Consider the following 17,267-nt stretch of genomic DNA (forward strand, 5'->3'; position numbering starts at 1 on the left):
TCATTTGAATTTAAAAATTTTATTTAAAATCTGTTTAAACCACCGGCAGTCTGAAATAAAAAGTACTTCCCTGATTGGGAGAACTCATCACGCCTATTTCACCATTTTGCTTTTCTATAAAATTTTTGGAGATAGCCAGTCCTAGCCCTGTTCCGTTCTGATGTTCTCCCGGAACCTGAAAATAGCGGTCGAAGATCTGGCGGTGATACTTTTCATCAATTCCGCTTCCGGTATCGGTAATACTGAACTGGATCATTAAATCCTGTTTTTCTACCGTAATACTGATATTCTCGTCCTGGAAAGAATGTTTAACGGCATTGGTAAGGAAATTATTCATCACCCAGACTGTCTTGTCGAAATCAGCAGTAACGAAATCATTATCGTCAATCAGATATTCGGTATTGATCAGAATATTCTTCTGTTCTGCCAGCTTTTCAACATTTTTCACGGCAGCCTGTACCACTTCTTTCGGGGAACATTTTTCAACGGTCACTCGAATGTTTCCTGTTTCTACCTGCGAAAGATTCAGCAGTTCTCCGGTGATATTTAATAGCCTTTGACCATCGTCATTGATGCTTTTCAACAGTTCTTTCTGCTGGTCATTCAGCTCTCCGAATTTTTGGTTTCCCAGTAGCTGTACTCCCATTTTTATGGCAGATATCGGGGTTTTAAGTTCGTGTGAAATAGTGGCTATGAAATTGGTTTTAGCAAAATCAAGTTCTTTGAAAGGAGTAATATTGCGGAGAAGAATTACTTTACCAATATATTTAGTCTCCTTTTCACCCGTTTTTACAATATTGATAGGAATAATATCCTGTTCAAAATAATTTTCTTTATTATCCCGAACAATCTTGATCGGTTCTTTTACCGGATGATCAATATTTTTAAGCAATTCGCGTATCAGATCATTATTAACAGCGACTTCATGAACTGTTTTTCCGATGATTTCTTCTTTATGGAGATTGGTGATCTTCAGCGCTTCATCATTGATCATGTAGATAAAATGGTTTTCATCCAGTCCGATCACTGCATCATGCATATTGTTCACCAGCGTTTCAATTCGTTTTTTATCCATCAGTTGTTTGGAAAGACTGCTGCTTTCATACTCCTGAAGTTTTTCCGCCATGGTATTGAATGAATCCGCAAGGCTGTTAAACTCCTCACTGCCTTTGAAATGAACCCTTTCACTGTAATTTTTAGCCGCAATCTGCCGGATACCGAAAGTAAGCTGATTGATAGGTTCCGCAATGGTTTGTGGCAAATTAAAAAGCAGAGTAAAAGCGATCAGAAAACAAACCGTTCCCAGACTTACAATCCAGAAAGTAGCATTTTCGGCCGTGATGATAGCAATATCACTTTTCCTTTCAATGCCTTTCATATTCAGAGACATGATTTTGGCCAGATCTTCACGGATCAGTTTTTCCTTTTCTGGAGAAGATTGTTTCAGGTAACTGTTGAAATGAAGATTCAGACTTTGAGTCGCTTCCTTTTCACCAAATTCAGTAAGATTTTTCTCCTGCAGCTTATTGTTTTTCTGAAAATCATTAACGGCAATAGCGCTGTCTGTACTTATTTTATCCAGTGCCAGCAACATATTTTTGGAAAACTCCAGACTGTTGTAATTGGCCGTAAGGATCTTTTCCGTATCCGATTTCAGTTTATTGATATAGACGGATCCGATCACTGACATGAGAACGATCAGTAAAAATAAAAGACCTACGCCTAGGGTGAGTTTTGTTTTAAGTTTCATTACTTCTAAGATAAAATAATAATATCTATCTGCCTTTCATTCAGTCTGTTCATCAGCGTATAAATCCAGCTGTAGCCGGAAAGACGCTGCCAGAGCTCTGCGTGGGGTTTTCCGATGCAGACCGTGGTGATATTATGGGCAATCACATAATCCAGAATTCCTTTGTGAACGCTGCTTTCTTTTACCCGGACCACCTTCGCCCCTAATTCCTGTGCTAAATTAAAATTATTAATCAAATACCGCTGTTTATCGAGGGCAATTTTTTCAGGATTCTCTGATGGCTTCTGAACATAGAGAACCGTCCACTGGCTATTATAATAACTCGCCAGACGAGCTGTTTTCCTGATGATATTTTTAGCAATCTTTTCATTACTGCTGATGCACGCCAGAAATTTTATGGGTTTAAAATTCTCCGTTTTAATCTCTGTTTCTACCTTTCTTTCTACATGGGCAGCCACTTCTTTTAAGGCAAGCTCCCGGAGCTGCAGAATATGCCCGCTCTGAAAGAAATTGGTAAGCGCCGTCTGGATTTTCTCTTTTTTGTAGATTTTTCCTTCTTTCAGACGCGTTAGCAGTTCATCGGCGGTAAGGTCTATATTGACTACCTCATCGGCAAGTCCAAGAATTTTGTCAGGAACACGTTCTGCAACTTCTATTCCTGTAATATTTTTCACCTCTTCATTCAGGCTTTCAATATGCTGGATATTCATGGCACTGATAACATTGATTCCGTTATCAAGGATTTCCAGCACATCCTGCCATCTTTTTTTGTTTTTGGAACCTTCTACATTGGTATGGGCCAATTCATCCACGAGAACCACCTCCGGATGTTCATTGATAATGGTCTGAAGATCCATCTCTTCCAGATTTTTACCTTTATAAAAAACCGATCTTCTTGGTATTTCGGGAATTCCGTCGGTAAGGGCTACGGTTTCTTCACGGTCATGGGTTTCTACATAACCGATTTTCACATCAATGCCGTTACGCAGCAGAGACTGTGCCTCCTGAAGCATGCGGAATGTTTTCCCCACGCCTGCGCTCATCCCGATATAGATCTTGAATTTTCCTTTCCGGGATTTCTGGATCAATTCTAAAAAATGTTTTGCTGATGACATTGATTTTTTTTGCTTTATTTTTTTTAATACAAAAGGCACAAAAGGTTTATTTTCCAAAACTTTAGAATGTATAAGTAAGTTACGATTATTCTGTATAAAATGTTTCGCTGACTATCTTGTTGATGTTTTTTATCTCCCACAGATCACACGGATTACACAGATTTTTATAATCATCAGAATAAATCTCTGATTTTTTCTTAAAACTTATGTGATCTTCTTATTCACAAAACATTTAAACTTCAAATAACTTAAGTGTCAAAACTTTTATGTTTTTTTAACCACAGATTTCACAGATTTTCACAGATGTTTGGGCTTTTTTGGTCATCGCAAAGACGCAAGTTTTCTAATTCGAATGTTTTAAGGCGCCAGGATTTTATCTGCGATAAAATTAAATACCGCTGTCATTGCGAGGAGCATAGCGACGAAGCAATCTCATCATCACCCTAGCTGAAAATTTTTAATTTTCTTGCGCCTTTGCGTTTATCCAATTTTACTTCAACATTGTTTACACAAAAAATCTTTGATTTTTGAGAACTTATGTGATCTTATTCGCAAAGCATTTAAACTTCAAATAACTTAAGTGTTAAAAACTTTTGTGTCCTTTGTTGTTGATTTTTCAACCACAGATTACACGGATTTTCACAGATGTTTATGGATATTATTCCGTATAAAAATCTTTGATTTTTTCTTAAAACTTATGTGATCTTCTTATTCACAAAGTATTTAACTTTAAAATAACTTAAGTGTTAAAAAGCTTTTGTGTCTTTTGTGGTTAATTATTTTTCACATTCTAAAACCAGGCCGCCAGACTTGTTGAGATAAAGAAATTCCCCTGCTTCATCTCCCCGTTTTTCACGAAAATAGCATCTTTAGAAGTAAATCCTCTCGCTTCTGTACGGAAAACTACGTTCTTCAGAATGGCATAATCTACATTCAGAGAATATCCGAAGGTTTGGAAACCATTGGGCGTTTTGGTGCTGATGATGACGCCGTTTTTATCGTTGTAATATTCAACTCTTCCTGCCAGAGCCCATTTGTTGTCAAGCTGGTATTTCATTAACACATTTGGAGTGTACCAGATATTATAATTGCTGCTGCCTTTCTCTTTCTGTTCTGCTCCGATATCGAATCCAAGCAACGCTGAAAATTTATCTGTCAGCTGAAAACTTCCGTAAAGATCATGGAAATAGCGCATCCTTTTTTCAGCTTTCGATTTGTCGTTTCCGATGAATGAGCTGCTGTTCAGCGTAATTTTTTCTGTCGGTTTGTAGGTCACCTGATGCCCGAAAGAAATCGTCTGGTTTCCTTCCGGTTTTGCGATACGCTGCCAGCCATTAAGCACCAATCCGCTTAAAAACCATTTCCCATTGTCTGAAGTGTAAGAAACCTTTGCTCCCGTTTCGAAATACGGTGAATTTTCAGCGGCAAAACTTCTGGTCAGATTGACGTTATCTTTTCCTATGGCACTTTCCCAACCGATATGGGAAGGCATAATCCCTGCATCTATCCACAGGTTTTTGGTTTTTGAAATTCTGATTCCGATATTCGCTTCATTGACGTAGCGCAGTGCATTCTGCTCGGCAGCCATATTATCCTGCGCATAGGTTCCGGCCATTAAAGCTACATTGGCGCGGAGATTTTCACTCTGATAATTCGCTTTTACCAATCCTAAATTCAGATTGAGCTCATTATGTCTGTTGTAGGAGTATAAAAAATTCTGACGGAGATGATTGGCAGGTTCATTAAAATCATAGGTGTAGAAAAGTTCTGCATAAGCAGAAAAAGTCACTTTTCCATCTGTTTTTAATGAATCTGATGATTGTGCTTTCGGGAAAAAGATTCCCAATATAATTCCTAGAATAATATATTTTTTCATAAAAGTTCTAAAATTGTATTTTGTTCTGACCTAGGAAATGAAGGCGTTAAAAAAATAATTTATGTGAACGTTAAAAAAATTCTTGTGTTTGAGTGCGGGACAAAATATGAACCAAGTGAGAAATAATCTTTCCGCACGAGTTTAGAATTTTTAGAGAACATAATTTATTTTTAGCCGGAATTTCCAAGTCTTGAATTTTTGTTTCTTTTGTTTCAAGACAAAAGAAAATAGAGTTTATTATTTTAATTGATCCAAAGCGATATTAAGCTTCAGTACATTTACTTTTGATGGACCTAAAAGTCCTAAAAATGGTTTCTCTGTTTGATTTTTCACTAGATCTCTTACTTTTTCTTCGGAAAGATTTCTGACTTCTGCAATTTTCTTTACCTGATACAAAGCTCCTTCTTCAGAAATATCCGGATCCAGGCCGCTTCCACTGGCAGTGACTAATTCTACAGGAACTTTTGTATTTTCCATTCCCGGATGGGTCATCTTTAAGGTATCTATCCTTTTCTGTACGGTTTGAAGGTATTCTTCATTACTCGGTCCTTTATTACTTCCGGCACTTCCCGCTGCGTTATAATCAACAGCTGAAGGACGTCCGTGGAAATATTTTTCCGATTTAAATTCCTGCCCGATATTCGCGTAGAACTTTTGTCCGTTTTGAGTAATGATCTCCGCATTTCCTTTTGTAGGTAATACTTTTGAGCCTCCATAAACGATAAGCAGATAAATTCCTACGACAGCCAGCATTACAATAGTCAGTCTGAATGCTGCAACAATATGATTTTTCATTTTTTAAATTTTAATAGAATAAACTGATGACTAAATCGATGAGTTTGATCCCGATAAACGGAACAATAACGCCACCTAAACCGTAGATTAAAAGGTTTCTTCTCAGGAGCGCACTGGCACCAATCGGTTTGTAAGCAACTCCTTTTAACGCTAATGGAATAAGGAAAGGAATGATCACGGCATTGAAAATAACGGCTGATAATATCGCGGTTTCCGGGCTATGAAGATTCATAATATTCAACTTTTGAAGTGAAGGAATGAAGGTGATAAACAATGCCGGGATAATGGCAAAATATTTAGCAACGTCATTCGCAATACTAAAAGTCGTCAGTGTTCCACGGGTCATCAGCAGCTGTTTTCCAATTTCCACGATTTCGATTAGCTTCGTAGGGTCATTATCAAGGTCTACCATATTACCAGCTTCTTTTGCAGCCTGTGTTCCGCTGTTCATCGCTACACCCACATCGGCCTGAGCCAGTGCCGGCGCGTCATTCGTTCCGTCTCCCATCATGGCGACCAGCTTTCCTTCCTGCTGCTCTTTTTTAATGTAGTTCATTTTGTCTTCAGGCTTGGCTTCAGCAATGAAATCATCTACACCTGCTTTTTCAGCAATGAATTTTGCAGTCAGCGGATTATCTCCGGTTACCATCACCGTTTTTACCCCCATTTTTCTCAGTCTCTGGAAGCGTTCCTGAATTCCTGTTTTAATGATATCCTGAAGTTCGATGACGCCCCAGACTTTTTCATTAACGCTTACGACAAGAGGAGTTCCTCCGTTTTCAGAAATTTTGGTAACGGCGTCCTGGGTTTCTTTCGGGAAGATATTCCCAGCTTTTTCAGTCAGTTTTTTTATGGTGTCGTAAGCTCCTTTTCTGATCCTTGTGTCTTCAAAATCAATTCCTGAGGTTCTTGTTTCCGCTGAGAAATCAATATAGACAGGGTTGGGAACAAGAAGGTCTTCTGATTTCAGCTGGCTTAATTCTATAATGGATTTTCCTTCCGGCGTTTCATCCGCTACTGAACTTAACGCAGAAGCTTTAATAAAGTCCGGCAGTCTGATTCCGTCTGCAGGGTGAAATTCTGTCGCTTTACGGTTTCCAATGGTGATGGTTCCTGTTTTATCAAGAAGCAATACATCGATGTCTCCGGCAGTTTCCACTGCTTTACCACTCTTGGTGATTACGTTAGCTCTCAAAGCTCTGTCCATTCCGGCGATCCCGATTGCAGAAAGCAGACCTCCAATGGTTGTGGGAATCAAACAAACGAAAAGTGATATAAATGCCGCAATGGTAATGGGAGTCTGCGCGTAGTCTGCAAAAGGTTTTAAAGTGAGTGTTACGATAATAAAGGTCAGGGTAAATCCTGCCAAAAGTATAGTTAATGCGATTTCATTAGGTGTTTTCTGTCTTGATGCTCCTTCTACAAGTGCAATCATCTTATCTAAAAAGGACTCTCCCGGTTTGGTGGTCACTTTTACTTTTATTCTGTCTGAAAGAACCTTTGTACCTCCGGTTACAGAACTTTTGTCCCCTCCGGATTCACGGATAACGGGTGCACTTTCTCCGGTGATGGCAGATTCATCAATGGTAGCAAGTCCTTCGATGATTTCTCCGTCCATCGGGATCTGATCCCCGGTTTCGCAAAGGAAAATATCTCCTAATTTCATTTCGGCAGACATTCTCAGAACGGTTTCTATCTGAAATCCCGGTTTGTTCTCCAAAACTACTTTAGCAGGAGTTTCTTCACGTGTTTTTCTAAGCGTATCCGCCTGAGCTTTTCCTCTGGCTTCTGCGATGGCTTCTGCAAAATTGGCGAAGAGAACAGTAAAAAATAAGATAATGAATACGGTAAAGTTATACGCAAAGCTTCCCTGTGATTTGTCCCCTGTAAGGCTGAAAAGACTTACGATGAACATTACAACAGTTCCAACCTCTACCAGGAACATCACGGGATTTTTAAACATAATTTTCGGATTCAGCTTGACGAAGGACTGTTTGATCGCTTCGTTCACCAAATCTTTTTGAAACAATGTCTGTGATTGATTTTTCATTTTTTTGAAAGAGTTATATAATTGTAAATCAACGGTAACCATTAAGACAGATTAAAACAACAAGGAGTGAAAATGGATAATATATTCAGGTGAATGTTTCGATGAGTTTTAGACTGGCTTCCTGATATTTCAATCTTCCTAATGGTTGACTATTGATTTTATTTTTAATTATTGAAACTTAAACCATTAAGAGCTATTTAGAAGTGAAGAAGAATTAAGGTGATATTCAAAAGAATATTTTTAAGCTTGATACATATAGGTGTACGACTTAATATTCTTAACTACTTTTGTCTTCTTAATGGTTCAAAAATTAATTTTCTTTTATTTAGAGAAATACTGGATCTGTTCTGCGATAGGTCCCAATGTAAGGGCCGGGAAGAAAGACAGGGCTGCAATAAGAAGGATCACCGCCAGCGTCATAAAGCCGAAAGTGGCCGTATCCGTTTTCAGAGTTCCTGAACTTTCCGGGATGAATTTTTTCTGTGCCAATAATCCTGCAATCGCTATCGGTCCGATGATCGGAATAAATCTGGATAACAGCAATACAATTCCTGTTGAGATATTCCACCATGGCGTATTGTCACCAAGACCTTCAAATCCGGAACCGTTGTTCGCAGAAGAAGAAGTAAACTCGTACAACATTTCACTGAACCCGTGGAACCCTGGATTATTCAATGTTTTCGCACCAAATTCAGGCAGATAGGCAGTTAATGCTGTTCCTACCAATATTAAGAACGGATGGAACAGAGCCACGATCATAGCGATCTTCATCTCTTTGGCTTCGATCTTCTTACCCATGAATTCCGGCGTCCTTCCTACCATCAGACCACTGATGAATACAGCGAGAATGATAAAGATGAAATAATTCAGAATTCCAACCCCACAACCGCCATAGAAACAGTTGATCATCATCGCCAGCAGTTCATTCATACCCGAAAGTGGCATTGTGCTGTCGTGCATGGCATTAACAGAACCTGTTGAGATTACTGTCGTTGCAATACTCCAATATCCTGAAGAAGCACTTCCGAAACGGATTTCCTTACCTTCCATAGCTCCGAGACTGCTGTCAGTCCCCATTTCTGTGATTAGAGGATTACCGTTGGTTTCATTGACAATATTCGGAACAGCAAGCGCCAGAAAACCGACCGTCATTACGGTAAAGATTACCCATGACAGTTTTCTCTTTTTCAGATAAAATCCTAACGCAAAAACCAATGCAAACGGAATGATCATCTGAGTGACCATTTCGGTCATATTCGTTACATAATTTGGATTTTCAAGCGGGTGTGCTGAGTTCGCTCCGAAGAAGCCTCCCCCATTGGTTCCCAAATGCTTGATCGCTACAAAAGCAGCTACAGGTCCTCTTGAAACATCCACTTTTTGTCCTTCCAGCGTTGTTATATGATCTTTACCTTCAAAAGTCATCGGACTTCCGTTGATAGAAAGGATTAGCGCAACAAGGATACTGATCGGAACGAGTATTCTGACCACAGATTTAGTAAAGAAATCATAGAAATTCCCTAATTCTGTAGTTGTTCTATCTTTAAAAGCTTTAAAAAGAACAGCCATAGCCGCCATTCCGGTAGCTGCGGTTACAAACTGCAGGAACATCAGATAAAGCTGACTTAAATAACTTACCCCCGTTTCTCCTGAATAATGCTGAAGATTACAGTTCACCAGGAAGGAAATCGCTGTATTAAAAGCAAGATCAGGGGACATATTCGGGTTTCCGTCGGGATTCAGAGGAAGCCACGCCTGGGTCAGCAGGATCAGGAATCCTATAATGAACCAGACCAGATTAATCGTCAGCATGGCATACATATTCTGTTTCCAGGTCATCTGACGGGCCGGGTTGATTCCCGATATTTTATAAATTAATTTTTCAACAGGTTCAAAAACAGGATCTAAAAAGGTCTTTTTGTACCCGTACACATTAGCAATGTATTTTCCAAGAAATATTCCAATGACTAATGTGATCACAAACATGGCAATAACGCCTAAAATTTCTGTATTCATGACCGGTTAAAATTTTTCAGGTTTCAGCAAAACGTAGCATATGTACACAAAGGCCAGAATTGAAAGGAAAAATAAACTCCACATAGTTTTATATTTTATCAAAAAATTCAACGGATTTATAGAGAAGCCAGAACATCACTGCAAAAAGCAGGATCAAACTTATCAGCATCATATCGTTATTATTAAGGTTAATAGAGTCATCAGTACGTATGATACCATCAGCAGACTGAAGCCTGCATGCTCACGTTTTTTGAACGTTTTTCTTGAAATTGTCATTTTTAAAATATTTTATTCTTCTCCTATAGGCCAAAAGAAGGCCCACTTTGGAAATAAAACATATAAATAACTAAAAATCAATTAATTAAACTAAATAACTCAACCATACCAAAACACGAAAGCCTATCATTTTGATAGGCTCGTTTATTGAAATGATAGGGGTTAGAAACCAGATGTTAGATTTCAGACGCGAGACGTGAGACTTTTAGATTAAGGCGAAGGTGAATTTTGTTTTGCTAGTGGGGGTGAATGGGAGATTTAAGAAACAAGACTTTAGATGTCAGACATTACTACTGGTGGCTTCGGGAGCCTCAGCCACCAGATATTGGTCTTTTATTCAATATTTCTGGATTCATGCTTTTGTTGGGCACGTATTTCATAGTTTATAGTTCTAGAACACTCAAACTCTCAAACACGCATCCCGAAACACTCAAACCCTAAAACCCTAAAACTCTCCGACGCTCAAACTCTCAAACTCCGCTACTCACTTATCTCCATCCATACTCCTCCAGCTTACGGTACAGTGTCGCAATACCGATTTCCAGCAGTCTGGCGGCTTCAGCTTTATTACCTTTTGTGTATTGAAGAACTTTTTGGATGTGTATTTTTTCAAGAGATCTCATGCTTAATGAGTCGCTTTCAGGAACGATTTTATCTGAATAATGGGGTAAACTTTCTACATCGAGGATGTTGTTTTCCATCAGAATAAGGCTTCTTTCTACGGCGTTTCTAAGCTCGCGGATATTTCCTTTCCAGTCGTTCTTTTCAAGGGTTTTATAGTAATCAGGGTTCACCTGAAGGTTTGAAAGGTGAAGTTTACGGGAGAAAATATCGATGAAGTTTTTGGCCAGTAGTTTCAGATCTTCTTTTCTTTCACGTAATGGTGGAAGATGGATCTCGAAAACATTCAGTCGGAAATAGAGATCTTCGCGGAAATGGCCCTGTCTGATTTCGTCTTCCAGGTCTCTGTTAGTAGCAGCAATCAGTCTGAAATCTGATCTGGACACTTTGGTCTCGCCCATTTTGATGAATTCTCCGGTCTCGAGAACACGCAACAACTTAGCTTGAAGCTCAATGGCCATCTCTCCTATTTCGTCTAAAAATAATGTTCCACCGTTGGCTTCTTCTATCAGACCTTTCTTGTCTTTTACGGCACCGGTAAATGCACCTTGTTTGTGTCCGAAAAGTTCGCTTTCCAATATTTCTTTGCTGAAGGCTGAACAGTTGATGGCTACAAAATTATTTTTCTTTCTTTCACTGCCGTCATGGATCGCATTGGCGAAAACTTCTTTTCCGGTTCCTGTTTCTCCGGTCAGCAGAACGGCAGCATCCGTTAAAGCTACTTTTTCAGCCAGTTTTTTAGACTGAAGGATCAGCGGAGAAGTTCCTATGATTTGTCCGAATCCTTTTGATACAGTCGTTTTCTGACCGATTTTAGAACGGTTGTCTTTCACTTTTTCCAAAGCTTTGTACACCAGAGGGATGATTTTCTCGTTATCATCTCCTTTTACCAGATAGTCGTAAGCCCCGTTTTTCATAGCCTGAACGGCATCGGTAATATTTCCGAAGGCGGTCATCAGAATAATTTCGAGGTGTGGATATTTAGTTTTGATGGATCGTACCAATTCTACCCCGAAAGCATCAGGAAGACGGACATCACATAAAACGACATCAAATTCATGCTGCTCGAGCATGGTCATCGCAGAACGTGCTGTAGAAGCTTCTTTGACGTTAAAATTTTCTTGGGAAAGAATCATCCCCAGTAACTTCAGGAGCTTGATCTCATCATCGATGATCAGAATGTTTCCGGACATAGTGGTTGTTTTTGGAAAACCTGATGCAAACTTATTGAATTTTTTGAGCAAATGAACAGTAGTGGGATGAAATTTAACGTGAAACTGTCAATGGTGAATTTTGCTTCGCAAGTGAATGGTCAATTGTTGGGGGTTAAAAAATTCACTGAATGATGGTGGCAAGAAAAAAGATTTCCTTTTCATCCTTACAAATCGAAGTTATAGATGCAATAGTCACAAAAACACACCGAAATTTTCTTTGATTGCTTACATTTGTAGTGCATTCGGATCTAAAAGAATGAAATGAGTTAGCTTATGATTGACAAAAGATACAAAGAAACGGTTCATACAGATAAAAACAACTACGAATATACTACAATAACGCATGACGAAAATAAGGTAAGAATCTATACGCTGAAGAATGGCTTAAAGGTTTTTCTTGCTCAAAATTTTGATGCCCCAAGGATACAGACTTATATTCCTGTGAGAACGGGAAGTAATAATGATCCTTCTGACAATACAGGTTTGGCGCATTATCTTGAACACATGATGTTTAAAGGAACTTCGAAGATCGGGACGCAAAACTGGGAGAAGGAAAAGGAACTTCTTGACCAAATCTCAGCGTTGTATGAAGAGCACAAAGCGGAACAGGATCCTGAAAAGAAAAAGGAGATTTACAAAAAAATAGATGAAGTGTCTCAGGATGCCAGCCAGTATGCTATCGCCAATGAATATGATAAAGCGATTTCTTCACTGGGCGCGAGCGGAACGAATGCTCATACGTGGTTTGATGAAACGGTTTACAAAAATAATGTTCCGAATAATGAGCTTGAAAAATGGCTTAAAATAGAAAAAGAAAGATTTTCAGAGGTTGTCCTGCGACTTTTCCATACGGAACTGGAATCGGTATATGAGGAATTCAACAGAGCTCAGGATAATGATTCGAGAGTGGTTAATTATGAACTGATGGATGCGCTGTTTCCTACACACCCAAACGGTCAGCAAACAACCATAGGAAGACCGGAACACCTGAAAAATCCTTCTATGAAGGCGATTCATAAATATTTTGACGAATATTACGTGCCGAATAATTATGCTATGGTTTTGGTGGGAGATCTTGATTTTGAGGAAACGATTCAGCTTGTAAATCAATATTTTGGAACAATTCCTTACCGGGAACTTCCGAAAAAAACGCCTGTCGTTGAACAACCATTAACGGAAATTGTAAAAAGAACGGTAAAGAGCCCGACAACTCCAAGAGTTCAGCTGGCCTGGAGAACAGAAAGCTATGGAACCAGAGAAGCGATGTTGGCAGATATTGTGGCCAATATTCTAAGTAACAGAGGAGAAGCGGGATTGCTTGACCTTAATATTAATCAGACGCAAAGAATGCTTTGGGCACAGGCTTTTTCTGTAGGTTTGAAGCAGTACGGATATTTTTCTATCGTAGCGGTTCCTAAAGAAGCACAGACGATGGATGAAGCCAAAGATATGGTTCTGGAGCAGATCGAGCTAATCAAAAAAGGAGATTTCCCGGACTGGATTCTTCCGGCGATCATCAATGATTTTAAACTTCAACGTTTGAAGGGCCTTGAAACAGCGGATGGACTGGCTACAAATCTTTATGACACTTACATCAAAGGAAGATCATGGGAGCAGGAACTGAATGAACTGGACGAATATCAGGATTTCACCAAAGAGGATGTGGTGGATTTTGTCAATGCTTTTTTCAAGGATAATTATGTTATTGTTTATAAGGAAAAAGGGGTTAATGATCAGTTGGTAAGAGTTGAAAACCCTGGAATTACGCCTATTAAAATAAACCGTGAAGCACAGTCAGATTTTTTAAAGGAAATCGTTGCAGAAAAAACGGAAGACATACAGCCGGAATTCATTGATTATGAAAAAGAAATCCTTACAGATACCATCAAGGATAAAAAGCTGAGCTTCGTTCTTAACAAATACAATGATATTGCCCAGGTTCACTTTATTTTCCCTTTCGGAAGTGATCATGACAGAGACCTTGGGATTTCTACACAGCTATTGCAGTATCTTGGGACTGAAGATCTTTCACCCGAAGACTTAAAGAAGGAATTCTTCAAAATCGGTGTGAGTAATGATTTTAAAACAACCAACAACCAGCTTCTGATTTCACTAAGCGGACTGGAGGAAAATATTGAAAAAGGGATTGCCCTTCTGCAACACTGGATGTATGATGTAAAACCTGATCAGGAAATTTACAAACAGTTTGTAGAAACCGTTCTGGAAAATCGTCAGGCTACCAGAAAAGATAAAAACCGCATCATGACTGCGTTGACCAATTACACCAAACTGGGCAGCTTCTCACGATACACGGATATTATTTCGAAGGAGGAACTTGAAAGCAGCAATGCGGAAGTATTTACGGATAGAATGAAAAAACTGTTGAAATATCCTTATCAGGTATTTTATTATGGTAAAAAGCTTGAAAATTTCAAACAGTATATCGGACAATATGTAGAAAACGAAAGTTTCCAGATCCCTGAACCTAAACAATATCCTGAACCTGAAACAAACGGTAACGTCTATTTCACAGATTATGATATGGTGCAGATGGAAATGAGCAAAGTAGGAAGAGGACATGAAGTGAATACGTCAAACTTCGGAAAGATCAATGTTTTCAATGAATATTTCGGAAGAGGACTTTCATCTATCGTTTTCCAGGAAATTCGTGAAAGTAAAAGTTTAGCCTATTCGGCTTATGTTTCTTATGCCGCCAATTCTGAACTGGGACATCCTGACTATATCACGACTTATATCGGAACCCAGCCGGACAAACTTCAAACCGCAGTAAGCACGATGGGTGAACTGATGAATGAACTTCCTGAAGTAACGATCCAGTTTGAAAACGCCAGAAATGCAGCGATGAAACAGATCGCTTCCACAAGAATTACCCGAAACAATATATTTTTCAATACATTACGACTGAAAAAACTTGGTATCTATCACGATTTCAGAAAGGATATCTACGGACAGATCAAAACCCTGAATTTTGAGGACGTAAAAACGTTCTATCAGACAGAAATCAAACCGATTCATTTCAACACCGCCATTATCGGTAAGAAGGAAAACCTTGATATGGACGCCGTCAATGAGATGGGAACATTTCAAGAATTGACGCTGAAAGATATTTTCGGACATTAAATACAGAGACCGCTTCAGTGATTGAGGCGGTTTTTTTTGAGATAGATGGCAGATGGCAGACGTGAGATTTCAGATTTCAGACATTAGTACTGGTGACTTCGAGTGCCTCAGCCACCAGATATTTGTCGTTTATTCAACGGCATTTACACCCGAAACTCGCAACCATAATCATTCTCAAACTCTCAAACCCGCATCTCGTATCTCGTATCTCGAAACTCGAATCCCGTACCAACTCTCAACCCCTAAAACACTCCGACTCTCCCACTCAAAACTCGTCTACGTCATCATACAATCCCCGTCTCCATCCTGATATTTTGGATCAAATGCTTTGGGAAGATCATTCAACAGCTGTTTGTGGAAGAGGTATTCGCGTTTAAAATCACGTTGATAAATCTTTGGAAACGTTTTAGATTCTTCAAGCTTTTTATTCAGTTCATTCTGATAGCTGGTGAGTGCTTTCACTTTATTTTTGATGATAAAATAGTTTAAGAAATCTATAAAACGGTCTAGGCTGAATTCTGAAAACAGGTAGGGAATTTTAAGATATCCGTCTCTTAAAAGCAATAATGAACAGGTTGTTAAAGCATTATTATTGTCGTAGACTTTTATCCAGAAGTATTTAAAAGTATCGGCATAACTTGAAAATAGGTATTTCTCCTCTTTTTTTCCTTCCAAAACCCAAGGATTTTTAATGAACACATTGATTTCATCAGCTTTCCGTCTGCTTCCGAATTTTGATATAAATTCAGAACTTTCGGTGTCAATATGATCCAGAATTTCAAATTTAAAATCAGGCTTCTTTAATGGTCCATTTTTTAAAGCAATTAAGGAATTGGCTGCAATATCTGTTATTTGAAAAAGAGGCGTCAAAACCTTCGTCCCAGGCTTTTTCTCGGGAATCATTTTAGCCGCATCGGTCCGGAAGTAGTAACGTTTACCGTCTTTTAGGAAAACATCTTCAAAAACACCCATAATCGTATAGAGTGCTTCCGCTTCTTTCGTGAATTCTGTTATGGCAATACGCTCATTATATTCTTCAAAAACCTTTTTCAGTAATTTTTTCGGAATCCTTTTCTTTCGAAATTCACTGCTTACAAACAAGGTGCTCAACCATGCGTAGCTGAATTCTTTTCCGTCGATGATAAAATTGTCAGGGAAGCAGCCTACATAACCGGCCAGTTTTCCTTCACAGAAAGCCAGAATGAGAAGCGTTTGTTCATCTGAAGCCTTTGGATTTTTAATATGAGATTCTGCACGGTGTCTGGTAATGGGCATAAAATCATATTTTAGGAAATCTCCCGAAGAAATAAGCTCCTGCAGTTGTTTTCTGTTATATGTTTTCAGCTCTATCATTTCCGTACAATTGTATTTTTATTGATGATCTTTTTCAACTTAAAATAAGCGGTTTCTTTTTTCAGGATCCTTTCTCCGCTCTCGCCCATTTCCATTGGAATTCGCTGAAAGTTTCTTTCCACACTGTCCAGTTTTACACCTGCACATCCAAAACTCAAACTGATGTCTTTATTTTTAAACAGTTCGTCAAAGAACTCTTTTTTCACCCCAAAATCCGTGAAAGGAAATGCAAACGTTTCATGTAAAAAATCATTTTCTTTCAGATAATCGAAAGTCCGGTTTGTGGTTTCCATCTGCTGTTCCAGGGAAAGATCTCCATATTTGGGATGATCCCAGCTGTGAGCGGAAATTCCAAATCCTTTTTCAGTCAGTATTTTTAACTCGTCTGTGCTGAGATAAGGTTTCTGCTCTTTTGAATAGATTTTATAGTCTGTTTCAAGCTTTTCTGCCAGGATATCAAGAATCTCTTTTTCCTGATAACTGATGTTTAAAATCCTGTTAATCAAAGCTTGTTTTTCCACTTTATTTTCCAAATTCAGAATATGGTATACTTCAGGATCTATTGTTTTTCCTTTTCCAATCTCATCGATCAGCAGACTGGCTTTACATCTGAACATCATATCTTTATTATCCACAAAAGCGGGATTGATAAAATTACAGGCATAAATTCCCTTACGTTCCAGAATGGGAGCTGCCACCTCATAAAATTCCCTGAAACCGTCATCAAATGTGAGTAAAGCAATCTTTTTCTTTGGCTTAAAACAGCCATTCACAAAATCTTTGAATTCTGGCCAATTTACAAACTGGAAATGCTTTGAAAAATAGTCCAGATCCTCTTCAAACTGTTTTGTATTTTTATAATTGATGACATGTCTGATATGAGGCAAATTATCATCAGAAACACTGTGATAAAGGGGCAGACAGTAATCCAGCGGAAAAGACTTCCCGATATCGTCTGTTTCGAAGGCAGTAAGGATATTGATGATTTTATCTTTCATCTCTGTTAAATAAAAAGAATCTATTCAAATGGAATTTAAATAGATTCTTAAAGGTATGATTT

General features: G+C 38.7%; 10 protein-coding genes. 1 reads left to right on the forward strand and 9 read right to left on the reverse strand.

Annotation, left to right across the window (positions count from 1 at the left end; all coding sequences use genetic code 11):
- Positions 1-34: 34 nt before the first annotated feature.
- The 7 genes from N0B48_RS04195 to N0B48_RS04225 all read right to left on the reverse strand — a co-directional run bounded on the left by N0B48_RS04195 (position 35) and on the right by N0B48_RS04225 (position 11,692).
- A complete protein-coding gene (locus N0B48_RS04195) occupies positions 35-1,750 on the reverse strand; it encodes an ATP-binding protein (protein ID WP_259836967.1) in 1,716 nt (571 codons plus the stop codon).
- Between the two features lie 5 nt (positions 1,751-1,755).
- Positions 1,756-2,865 (reverse strand): histidine kinase, encoded by a 1,110-nt coding sequence (locus N0B48_RS04200; protein WP_072923139.1) that lies wholly within the window; start codon positions 2,863-2,865, stop codon positions 1,756-1,758.
- 790 nt (positions 2,866-3,655) lie between these two features.
- Complete coding sequence (locus N0B48_RS04205) at positions 3,656-4,741, reverse strand: porin (protein ID WP_259836968.1); 1,086 nt, start codon at positions 4,739-4,741, stop codon at positions 3,656-3,658.
- 237 nt (positions 4,742-4,978) lie between these two features.
- Positions 4,979-5,536 (reverse strand): K(+)-transporting ATPase subunit C, encoded by a 558-nt coding sequence (locus N0B48_RS04210; RefSeq protein WP_259836969.1) that lies wholly within the window; start codon positions 5,534-5,536, stop codon positions 4,979-4,981.
- Between the two features lie 10 nt (positions 5,537-5,546).
- Positions 5,547-7,586, reverse strand: coding sequence for a potassium-transporting ATPase subunit KdpB (gene kdpB / locus N0B48_RS04215; RefSeq protein ID WP_259836971.1), 2,040 nt, complete (start codon positions 7,584-7,586; stop codon positions 5,547-5,549).
- 321 nt (positions 7,587-7,907) lie between these two features.
- A complete protein-coding gene (kdpA, locus tag N0B48_RS04220; RefSeq protein ID WP_259836972.1) occupies positions 7,908-9,602 on the reverse strand; it encodes a potassium-transporting ATPase subunit KdpA in 1,695 nt (564 codons plus the stop codon).
- 764 nt (positions 9,603-10,366) lie between these two features.
- Positions 10,367-11,692 carry a sigma-54-dependent transcriptional regulator gene (locus N0B48_RS04225; protein WP_259836973.1) on the reverse strand — a complete coding sequence of 442 codons (1,326 nt, stop codon included), beginning with the start codon at positions 11,690-11,692 and terminating at the stop codon, positions 10,367-10,369.
- Positions 11,693-11,986: 294 nt separating this feature from the next.
- On the opposite strand from N0B48_RS04225, the gene N0B48_RS04230 reads away from it, so the two are divergent.
- Entirely contained in the window at positions 11,987-14,854 is a 2,868-nt protein-coding gene (locus N0B48_RS04230; protein WP_259836974.1) for a M16 family metallopeptidase, read from the forward strand.
- A 276-nt stretch (positions 14,855-15,130) separates the two neighbouring features.
- On the opposite strand, the gene N0B48_RS04235 is transcribed toward N0B48_RS04230, so the two are convergent.
- Entirely contained in the window at positions 15,131-16,207 is a 1,077-nt protein-coding gene (locus N0B48_RS04235) for a GNAT family N-acetyltransferase (RefSeq protein WP_259836976.1), read from the reverse strand.
- Complete coding sequence (locus N0B48_RS04240) at positions 16,204-17,205, reverse strand: polysaccharide deacetylase family protein (RefSeq protein ID WP_259836979.1); 1,002 nt, start codon at positions 17,203-17,205, stop codon at positions 16,204-16,206. Before N0B48_RS04240 ends, N0B48_RS04235 begins: the two co-directional genes overlap by 4 nt.
- Positions 17,206-17,267 lie beyond the last annotated feature (62 nt).

The sequence above is a fragment of the Chryseobacterium herbae genome (genome assembly GCF_025154075.1).
Taxonomy (GTDB): domain Bacteria; phylum Bacteroidota; class Bacteroidia; order Flavobacteriales; family Weeksellaceae; genus Chryseobacterium; species Chryseobacterium herbae.

What these genes read in the sequence shown, in the direction of transcription:
- N0B48_RS04195 (WP_259836967.1), bottom strand. Translation starts at nt 1,750, where the DNA reads ATGAAACTTAAAACAAAACTCACCCTAGGCGTAGGTCTTTTATTTTTA.
- N0B48_RS04200 (WP_072923139.1), bottom strand. Translation starts at nt 2,865, where the DNA reads ATGTCATCAGCAAAACATTTTTTAGAATTGATCCAGAAATCCCGGAAA.
- N0B48_RS04205 (WP_259836968.1), bottom strand. Translation starts at nt 4,741, where the DNA reads ATGAAAAAATATATTATTCTAGGAATTATATTGGGAATCTTTTTCCCG.
- N0B48_RS04210 (WP_259836969.1), bottom strand. Translation starts at nt 5,536, where the DNA reads ATGAAAAATCATATTGTTGCAGCATTCAGACTGACTATTGTAATGCTG.
- kdpB (WP_259836971.1), bottom strand. Translation starts at nt 7,586, where the DNA reads ATGAAAAATCAATCACAGACATTGTTTCAAAAAGATTTGGTGAACGAA.
- kdpA (WP_259836972.1), bottom strand. Translation starts at nt 9,602, where the DNA reads ATGAATACAGAAATTTTAGGCGTTATTGCCATGTTTGTGATCACATTA.
- N0B48_RS04225 (WP_259836973.1), bottom strand. Translation starts at nt 11,692, where the DNA reads ATGTCCGGAAACATTCTGATCATCGATGATGAGATCAAGCTCCTGAAG.
- N0B48_RS04230 (WP_259836974.1), top strand. Translation starts at nt 11,987, where the DNA reads ATGATTGACAAAAGATACAAAGAAACGGTTCATACAGATAAAAACAAC.
- N0B48_RS04235 (WP_259836976.1), bottom strand. Translation starts at nt 16,207, where the DNA reads ATGATAGAGCTGAAAACATATAACAGAAAACAACTGCAGGAGCTTATT.
- N0B48_RS04240 (WP_259836979.1), bottom strand. Translation starts at nt 17,205, where the DNA reads ATGAAAGATAAAATCATCAATATCCTTACTGCCTTCGAAACAGACGAT.